General features: G+C 50.4%; 7 protein-coding genes and 2 pseudogenes. 1 reads left to right on the top strand and 8 read right to left on the bottom strand.

Going from position 1 to position 7,355, the window contains the following annotated elements; translation table 11 throughout:
• Positions 1 to 300, top strand: a pseudogene (locus BGK49_RS27575) (IS1-like element IS1X2 family transposase); the annotation flags it as partial.
• Here BGK49_RS27575 and BGK49_RS16090 read toward each other — a convergent pair.
• From BGK49_RS16090 to purF, 8 genes and pseudogenes are all read right to left on the bottom strand, one after another.
• Positions 283 to 645, bottom strand: a pseudogene (locus BGK49_RS16090) (Rpn family recombination-promoting nuclease/putative transposase); the annotation flags it as partial. The pseudogenes BGK49_RS27575 and BGK49_RS16090 overlap by 18 nt on opposite strands.
• Before the next feature lie 196 nt (positions 646 to 841).
• Positions 842 to 1,615, bottom strand: a complete 774-nt coding sequence (gene hisP, locus BGK49_RS16085) for a histidine ABC transporter ATP-binding protein HisP (protein WP_001293612.1) — start codon at positions 1,613 to 1,615, stop codon at positions 842 to 844.
• A 7-nt stretch (positions 1,616 to 1,622) separates the two neighbouring features.
• Complete coding sequence (locus BGK49_RS16080) at positions 1,623 to 2,339, bottom strand: ABC transporter permease (RefSeq protein WP_000569958.1); 717 nt, start codon at positions 2,337 to 2,339, stop codon at positions 1,623 to 1,625.
• Positions 2,336 to 3,022: a histidine ABC transporter permease HisQ gene (gene hisQ, locus BGK49_RS16075; RefSeq protein WP_000965508.1), complete on the bottom strand. Its 687-nt coding sequence runs from the start codon at positions 3,020 to 3,022 to the stop codon at positions 2,336 to 2,338. Before hisQ ends, BGK49_RS16080 begins: the two co-directional genes overlap by 4 nt.
• A gap of 89 nt (positions 3,023 to 3,111) precedes the next feature.
• Positions 3,112 to 3,894 carry a histidine ABC transporter substrate-binding protein HisJ gene (gene hisJ, locus BGK49_RS16070; RefSeq protein WP_000737621.1) on the bottom strand — a complete coding sequence of 261 codons (783 nt, stop codon included), beginning with the start codon at positions 3,892 to 3,894 and terminating at the stop codon, positions 3,112 to 3,114.
• Between the two features lie 220 nt (positions 3,895 to 4,114).
• Positions 4,115 to 4,897, bottom strand: a complete 783-nt coding sequence (gene argT, locus BGK49_RS16065; protein ID WP_000748249.1) for a lysine/arginine/ornithine ABC transporter substrate-binding protein ArgT — start codon at positions 4,895 to 4,897, stop codon at positions 4,115 to 4,117.
• A gap of 265 nt (positions 4,898 to 5,162) precedes the next feature.
• The gene (gene ubiX / locus BGK49_RS16060; RefSeq protein ID WP_000825704.1) at positions 5,163 to 5,732 is read right to left on the bottom strand and encodes a flavin prenyltransferase UbiX; all 570 of its coding nucleotides are present in this window, start codon (positions 5,730 to 5,732) and stop codon (positions 5,163 to 5,165) included.
• Between the two features lie 94 nt (positions 5,733 to 5,826).
• Positions 5,827 to 7,344: an amidophosphoribosyltransferase gene (gene purF, locus BGK49_RS16055; protein ID WP_000334220.1), complete on the bottom strand. Its 1,518-nt coding sequence runs from the start codon at positions 7,342 to 7,344 to the stop codon at positions 5,827 to 5,829.
• Between the last annotated feature and the right edge of the window lie 11 nt (positions 7,345 to 7,355).

Genomic DNA, 7,355 nt, shown 5'->3' with positions numbered 1-7,355 from the left:
ACGGTTGTGGCGCACGTCTTCGGTGAACGCACTCTGGCCACACTGGAGCGTCTTCTGAGCCTGCTGTCGGCCTTTGAGGTCGTGGTATGGATGACGGATGGCTGGCCGCTGTATGAATCACGCCTGAAGGGAAAGCTGCACGTTATCAGCAAGCGTTACACTCAGCGCATTGAGCGACATAATCTGAATCTGAGACAACATCTGGCAAGGCTGGGACGGAAGTCACTGTCGTTCTCAAAATCGGTGGAGCTGCATGACAAGGTCATCGGGCATTATCTGAACATAAAACACTATCAGTAAGTTGGAGTCATTACCGCCCGCATCAAGATGGTTTTGCATTGCCGCAATGGAATAACGCATCATGCGAAAAGCCATTAATTCTTCCGGCTTACTTTGGTGCTCTATCACTACATAAATATAACCCACTCCCTCCTGCGTTTTCACAGACCACAAGAGGTCGGAATAATATTGCCGCAGGTCTTCATCAATAAAACTGTTTGGTTCCAGTTTAAGCGTCGTTAAATCACACAATTTGCGCAGCGGCGCGGGAAGATGAATATCAATAAAATCCCGCGCGGTGTCTGGATGGCGTAAAAAAGATTTAAATACCGCATCATGCGGCGTGGAAGTTGTCGATATTGTCATGGCGTTCCGTCACCCCTCAAATTTAAGATGACGCGACAATAACCACGATTAACACCCAATGCAGCAGGCAGTTTTTATCTTTGGACAGCGAATTCAGAAGTATTTTTAGCGGACTGCAACTTTTACATTTCAGCGGAAGCTGACTCGCAAATTCCCCATGAAAATACTCCGGCAGCGTTAGCCACCGGAGAGGAAATTATTTCAGCGATCCCTTAAGGAACTGTTGCAGACGAGGGCTTTGCGGGTTGCCAAATAACTGCTCCGGCGCGCCCTCTTCTTCTATTTTCCCCTGATGGAGGAAAATGACATGAGTAGAAACATGGCGAGCAAAGCCCATTTCGTGAGTCACTACCACCATGGTTTTCCCCTCTTCTGCCAGTTGCTGCATAATACGCAACACTTCGCCTACCAGTTCAGGATCGAGCGCCGAGGTAGGTTCATCAAACAGTAAAACTTCCGGTTCCATCGCCAGCGCCCGCGCGATAGAAACACGCTGTTGCTGACCGCCGGAAAGATGCACCGGATATTTCCCCTGCGCACGTTCGTCTATCCCGACTTTTGCCAGATACTTGACCGCCCGCTCGCGCGCTTCCTGCTTGCTCAGGCCCAACACCTGAATCGGCGCTTCCATGACGTTTTCCAGCACCGTCATATGGCTCCAGAGATTGAAGTGCTGGAATACCATCGTCAGGCGTGTGCGCAGTAAGCGCAGTTGATTTTTATCGGCGACTTTGAGTTGACCGTCTTTGTCGCGCACCAGATTGATCGTCTGGCCATTGACCACGATCGACCCTTCACTCGGTTTTTCGAGGAAGTTAATGCAGCGCAGAAAGGTACTTTTCCCCGATCCCGACGATCCGATGATGCTTATTACATCTCCGGCATTCGCTTGCAGTGAGACCCCTTTCAGCACTTCATGTTCGCCGTAGCGTTTGTGCAAATCGATAACGTTTAATTTATTCTCGGACATCGTATTCTCAGTGCGTTGAAGAAGGTTTCACATGCTGCAACCAGCGTTTTTCCGCTCTGCGAAAGAGGCTGATCAGGACATAAGAGATGATTAAATAGAGCACCGCGGCAATGCCGAAGGCGGTAAAAGGTTGATACGTGGCGGCGTTAATATCGCGGGCTATTTTCAGCAGATCCGGCACAGTGGCCGTAAACGCCAGCGCAGTAGAGTGCAGCATCAGGATCACTTCGTTGCTGTATGCCGGTAACGCAATACGCAGCGCAGAAGGCAAAATAATGCAACGATACATTTTAAAAGTCGAGAAGCCATAGGCTCTGGCGGCTTCAATTTCCCCATGCGGAACCGAACGGATTGCCCCAGCAAAAATCTCGGTAGTGTAAGCGCAGGTGTTAAGCGTCAGCGCCAGCACGGTACAGTTCAGGCCACTGCGGAAGAAAGCGTTAAGGAATTCGGTTCCCTTAACAATCTCAAGCGTGTACATGCCGGAATAGAACACCAGCAACTGAACATACAGCGGCGTACCGCGAAAAATATAGGTAAATAACCAGATTGGAAACTGGATGTATTTATTACTGGAGACACGACCAATCGCCAGAAACAGCGCCAGGACTCCGCCTATCACTACCGACAAAATAAGCAGCCACAGAGTGATCGCCACACCAGTAAAGCGATAACCGTCGGTCCACAGCAGCGGTTTCCAGTATTCATGTAAGATTTCGATCACAGGTCAGCCCTCTTCACACCCACGGAGTAGCGGCGCTCAAGGAACAGCAGCACACCATTGGAAACAGTGGTGAAAACCAGGTAAATCACGCCACAGACGATGGCGAAATAGAACGGTTCCCAGGTACTTTTGCCTGCCAGTTGGGTGGCTTTGACCACATCTTCCAGGCCGAGTAACGAAACCAGTGCGGTAGATTTGAGGATCACCTGCCAGTTGTTGCCAATGCCTGGCAGGGCGTAACGCATCATCGCCGGAAACATGATCCGCCGAAACACTTGCCCACGAGTAAAACCGAACGCCGTCGCCGCCTCTATATGTCCTTTCGGCACTGCCATAAAAGCACCACGGAACGTTTCGGTAAAATAAGCACCGTAGATAAAACCGAGAGTGATAATACCAGCGACCATCGGATCGATATCAATCTGCCCGACGCCCATCGCCTCCGTCACCGTGTTTAGCGCAATCTGCAAACCGAAGAAAATCAGCAGCATCAACACTAAGTCCGGCACGCCACGAATCAGCGTGGTGTACCCTTCGAAAATCAGCCCCGAAAGCCGATTTTGCGAGAGCTTACCGCCAGCGCCAATTAAACCGATGATTACAGCGAGCACTACAGAGCTGATAGCCAGCTCCAGCGTGACGAGCGCACCCTGTAAAATAACACCTGAAAACCCATACAACATGCTGCCTGTCCTGTCGTGTGTGGTGAATTACCGCCTCTTGTCTCCCTCCGGTTACCCGAAGGGAGCGGGCTTTCTTTCACCGATGGCGATTAGCCACCATAAACATCAAAATCGAAGTACTTTTTCGCTAATTTCTCGTAAGTACCGTCAGCGCGCATTTCGGCAAAGGCTTTGTTCAGTGCTTCGCGCAGTTCGTTATCTTCTTTACGCAGGCCCATGCCGGTCCCTACGCCAAACAGTTTTTCATCTTTAACAGACGGGCCTCCGAATTTGTAATCTTTACCGACAGGTTGTTTGAGGAAACCTTCGCTGGCAGCGACCTCATCCTGGAACGCGGCATCAATACGTCCGGCAGTCAGGTCAGAATAAATGTTGTCCTGCCCCTGATACGAGACGATTTCAATGCCTTTTGGTGCCCAATGTTCATTACCGAACGTCTCCTGGGTGGTGCCCTGCAATACGCCTACCCGTTTGCCTTTCAGCGACTCGACTGTCGGCTGAATGTCAGAATTTTTCGCCACCACCAAACGAGAATCGGCAGCGTACAGTTTGTCGGTGAAGGCTATTTCTTGCTGACGTTTTTCCGTAATGGAAAGCGATGACATGATGGCGTCAATCTTCTTCGCTTTTAAGGACGGGATTAACGCATCCAGCGGATTTTCGACAAACGTACATTGCGTATTGATGCGTTTGCATAATTCCTTTGCCAGATCGATATCGAAGCCAACCAGTTCGCCTTGTGAATTTTTTGATTCAAATGGCGCATAGGTCGGGTCGGTACCGATGCGGATGTTTTGCGGAATCGCAGCAAATGCCGCAGTTGCGCTGGAGAAGGCCAGAACCAGAGAGAGCGATAGCACCAGTTTTTTCATAATGTCCTCAACTGACAGTCTTTTTATAGGGAATATTTACAGGTTTGTTACACTTATCGTGCCATAAAATTGACCATCAAGGCAAAATATCCCGCCCCGTTAGACGTATTATTTTTCATTAAAAATGCTTAAGTATGCATTTCAATGCACCACGATAGTGCAACAAACCTAGCGTGCACCATGATGATCATTCCATCAGGTACAGCTTCCCAGCGACGTATCAGTCACCGTAGACATTAAAGTCGAAATACTTTTTCGCCATCTTGTCGTAGGTGCCGTCCTGACGCAGCTCGCCAAGCGCCTTATTGAAGGCAGCCGTCAGTTCAGCATCATCTTTACGTAGCCCTACACCGGTGCCATCACCGAAGTATTTTTTGTCTTTTACTGATGAGCCAGCAAAGGCGAAATCTTTACCAGCAGGTTGCTTGAGGAATCCTTCGCTGGCAGCAACTTCATCTTGTAACGCAGCATCCAGACGTCCTGCAGCCAGATCGGAATAGACCAAATCCTGGTTGGCATAGGCCACCACATCCACGCCTTTGCTACGCCAGGTCTCGTTAGCGTAAGCTTCCTGGGTTGACCCCTGCAGCACACCAACATGTTTACCTTTCAGTGAATCCAGCGTTGGCTGAATCGGTGAACCTTTGGCAGCAATCAAACGAGAATCTGCGGCGTACAGCTTGTCGGAGAAGGCAATCTCCTGCTGACATTTATCGGTAATGGAAAGCGACGAAATAATGGCGTCGATTTTTTTCGCTTTCAGTGAGGGGATCAGCGCGTCAAAGTCACTGGCAACCCAGGTACATTTCACCTGCATCCGTTTGCACATCTCGTTACCGAGATCGATATCAAAGCCAACAAAATCACCTTTAGCATCTTTCGACGAGAACGGCGCATAGGTGGTATCGGTTCCGATACGTACCGTCTCCGGTAGCGCCGCATAGCTGGAAGCCGCTGCGGAGAGACCGACTAACAAAGACAGAGCGAGAATCGACTTCTTCATACATAACCCTCAAGTGAAAATGGCTTTTTTATGTTGTGTATTGTGTTGTGTGTTTGCAGGCTCTTTTATGCAGGTCTTATGCCATCTTGACGACAACAGTAACATTCAACGTTAAATATGTTAATAAGACGTTGCATTATTGTCCTGAAGTTGAAGATAGCAGGTATAGCGGTTGAATCGCAGCGTTTCGATTGAATGGCAGAAACAAAATGTCGAGGATTTGATCGCGGTTGCAAAATTGCCCTGAAACAGGGCAACAGCGGAGTTATGCGCCCTGCCAGCGGGCAAAGAGATCTTCAGGAAGGGTTATTGCAAACTGGTCAAGAACACGATTAACCGTCTGATTTATCACATCATCAAGGGATTGCGGGCGATGATAAAACGCCGGAACAGGAGGCATAATCACCGCACCGATTTCTGCCGCCTGAGTCATTAAACGCAGATGGCCTAAGTGCAATGGTGTTTCACGCACGCAGAGCACCAACGGGCGACGCTCTTTCAGCACCACATCTGCCGCACGGGTCAGTAAGCCATCAGTATAGCTATGGACAATGCCGGAAAGGGTTTTGATTGAACAGGGTAAAATCACCATCCCCAGCGTCTGGAAAGAACCGGAAGAGATGCTGGCGGAAATATCGCGCGCATCGTGCGTGACATCAGCTAATGCCTGCACTTCGCGCAGGGAAAAATCCGTTTCGAGGGATAAGGTCTGGCGCGCCGCCTGGCTCATCACCAGATGCGTTTCGATATCTGTGACATCGCGCAGAACCTGTAATAAGCGCACGCCATAAATCGCGCCGCTGGCACCGCTGATGCCTACAATGAGTCGTTTCATAAATAGTTGCCCTGTCAGACTTGCAGGCAGACTTTGCAGTATTTCGGCGGGAGTTGCAAGTCAGGGTGCCAGACCGGCACCCTCAGCGAAGGCATCATCCTTCGTTATGCATTTCGAGATTTTCCACTTCGTTCTGACGTTGCACTGCTTTGGCGTCATCATTACGTAACGTATCGAGGAAATCGAGGTAGCCCTGATCAACATCTTTGGTGACGTAGACGCCGTTGAACACCGAGCATTCAAACTGCTGGATATCCGGATTTTCAGCGCGAACGGCGTCGATCAGATCGTTCAGATCCTGGAAAATCAACCCGTCAGCACCGATGATCTGGCGAATTTCATCAACTTCGCGACCGTGAGCGATCAGTTCCGTGGCGCTCGGCATATCAATACCATAAACGTTCGGGAAGCGAATTTCCGGTGCCGCAGAAGCGAGGTACACTTTCTTCGCTCCGGCTTCGCGTGCCATCTCGATAATCTGCTCAGAAGTGGTGCCACGGACGATGGAGTCGTCGACCAGCAGGACGTTTTTATCGCGGAACTCGGCGCGGTTGGCGTTCAGTTTACGGCGCACGGACTTACGACGCAGCTGCTGGCCCGGCATGATGAAGGTGCGGCCAACATAGCGGTTTTTAACGAAGCCCTGGCGGTACGGCTTGCCCAGAATACGAGCAATTTCCAGCGCGATATCACACGAGGTTTCCGGGATCGGGATCACCACGTCGATATCCAGATCTTCCCATTCGCGGGCAATTTTCTCACCCAGTTTCGTGCCCATATTCACACGCGCGCTGTAAACGGAAATTTTGTCGATAAACGAGTCCGGGCGGGCAAAGTATACATACTCAAACAGGCACGGATTGCTGACCGGATTGTCAGCACATTGACGGGTAAACAACTGCCCTTCTTCAGTGATGTAAATCGCTTCGCCCGGCGCGACGTCACGCAGGAAATCAAAGCCCAGCGTATCGAGCGCTACGCTTTCGGAAGCGACCATATATTCTGTACGGTTCTCGTCAATATCACGTTTTCCCAGTACCAGCGGACGAATCCCGTTTGGATCGCGGAAAGCAACCATACCGTGGCCGATAATCATCGCCACACAGGCATATGCGCCGCGGATTAAGCGGTTTGTGGCAGCAATGGCAGCGAAAATATTGTCGGCTTCCAGCGGGTAGTGGCGGAAGTTGTCCAGCTCGCTAGCGAAGATATTAAGCAGAATTTCCGAGTCGGAAGTGGTGTTGATGTGGCGGCGTTTTTCTTCAAACAGTTTTTTACGCAACTCGTGAGCGTTGGTCAGATTGCCGTTGTGGGCAAGCGTAATGCCATACGGGGAGTTAACGTAAAACGGCTGCGCTTCAGAGGCGCTGGAGCTGCCAGCCGTAGGGTAACGCACATGACCAATGCCCATATTGCCCTGCAAACGCTGCATATGGCGAGCTTCAAATACATCGCTCACCAGCCCGTTCGCTTTACGCAAACGGAAGCAGTTATTGGCATCTATGGTGATGATGCCGGCGGCATCCTGACCGCGATGCTGAAGCACCGTTAAGGCATCATAAATCGACTGGTTAACCGGCATAACACCGGCGATACCGACAATACCGCACATACGTCTTTTTC

The sequence above is a fragment of the Shigella sp. FC1544 genome (genome assembly GCF_001722145.1).
GTDB lineage: Bacteria > Pseudomonadota > Gammaproteobacteria > Enterobacterales > Enterobacteriaceae > Escherichia > Escherichia coli.
The sequence above is the reverse complement of the archived record's forward strand: the minus strand, read 5'-3'. Positions and strand labels throughout refer to the sequence as shown.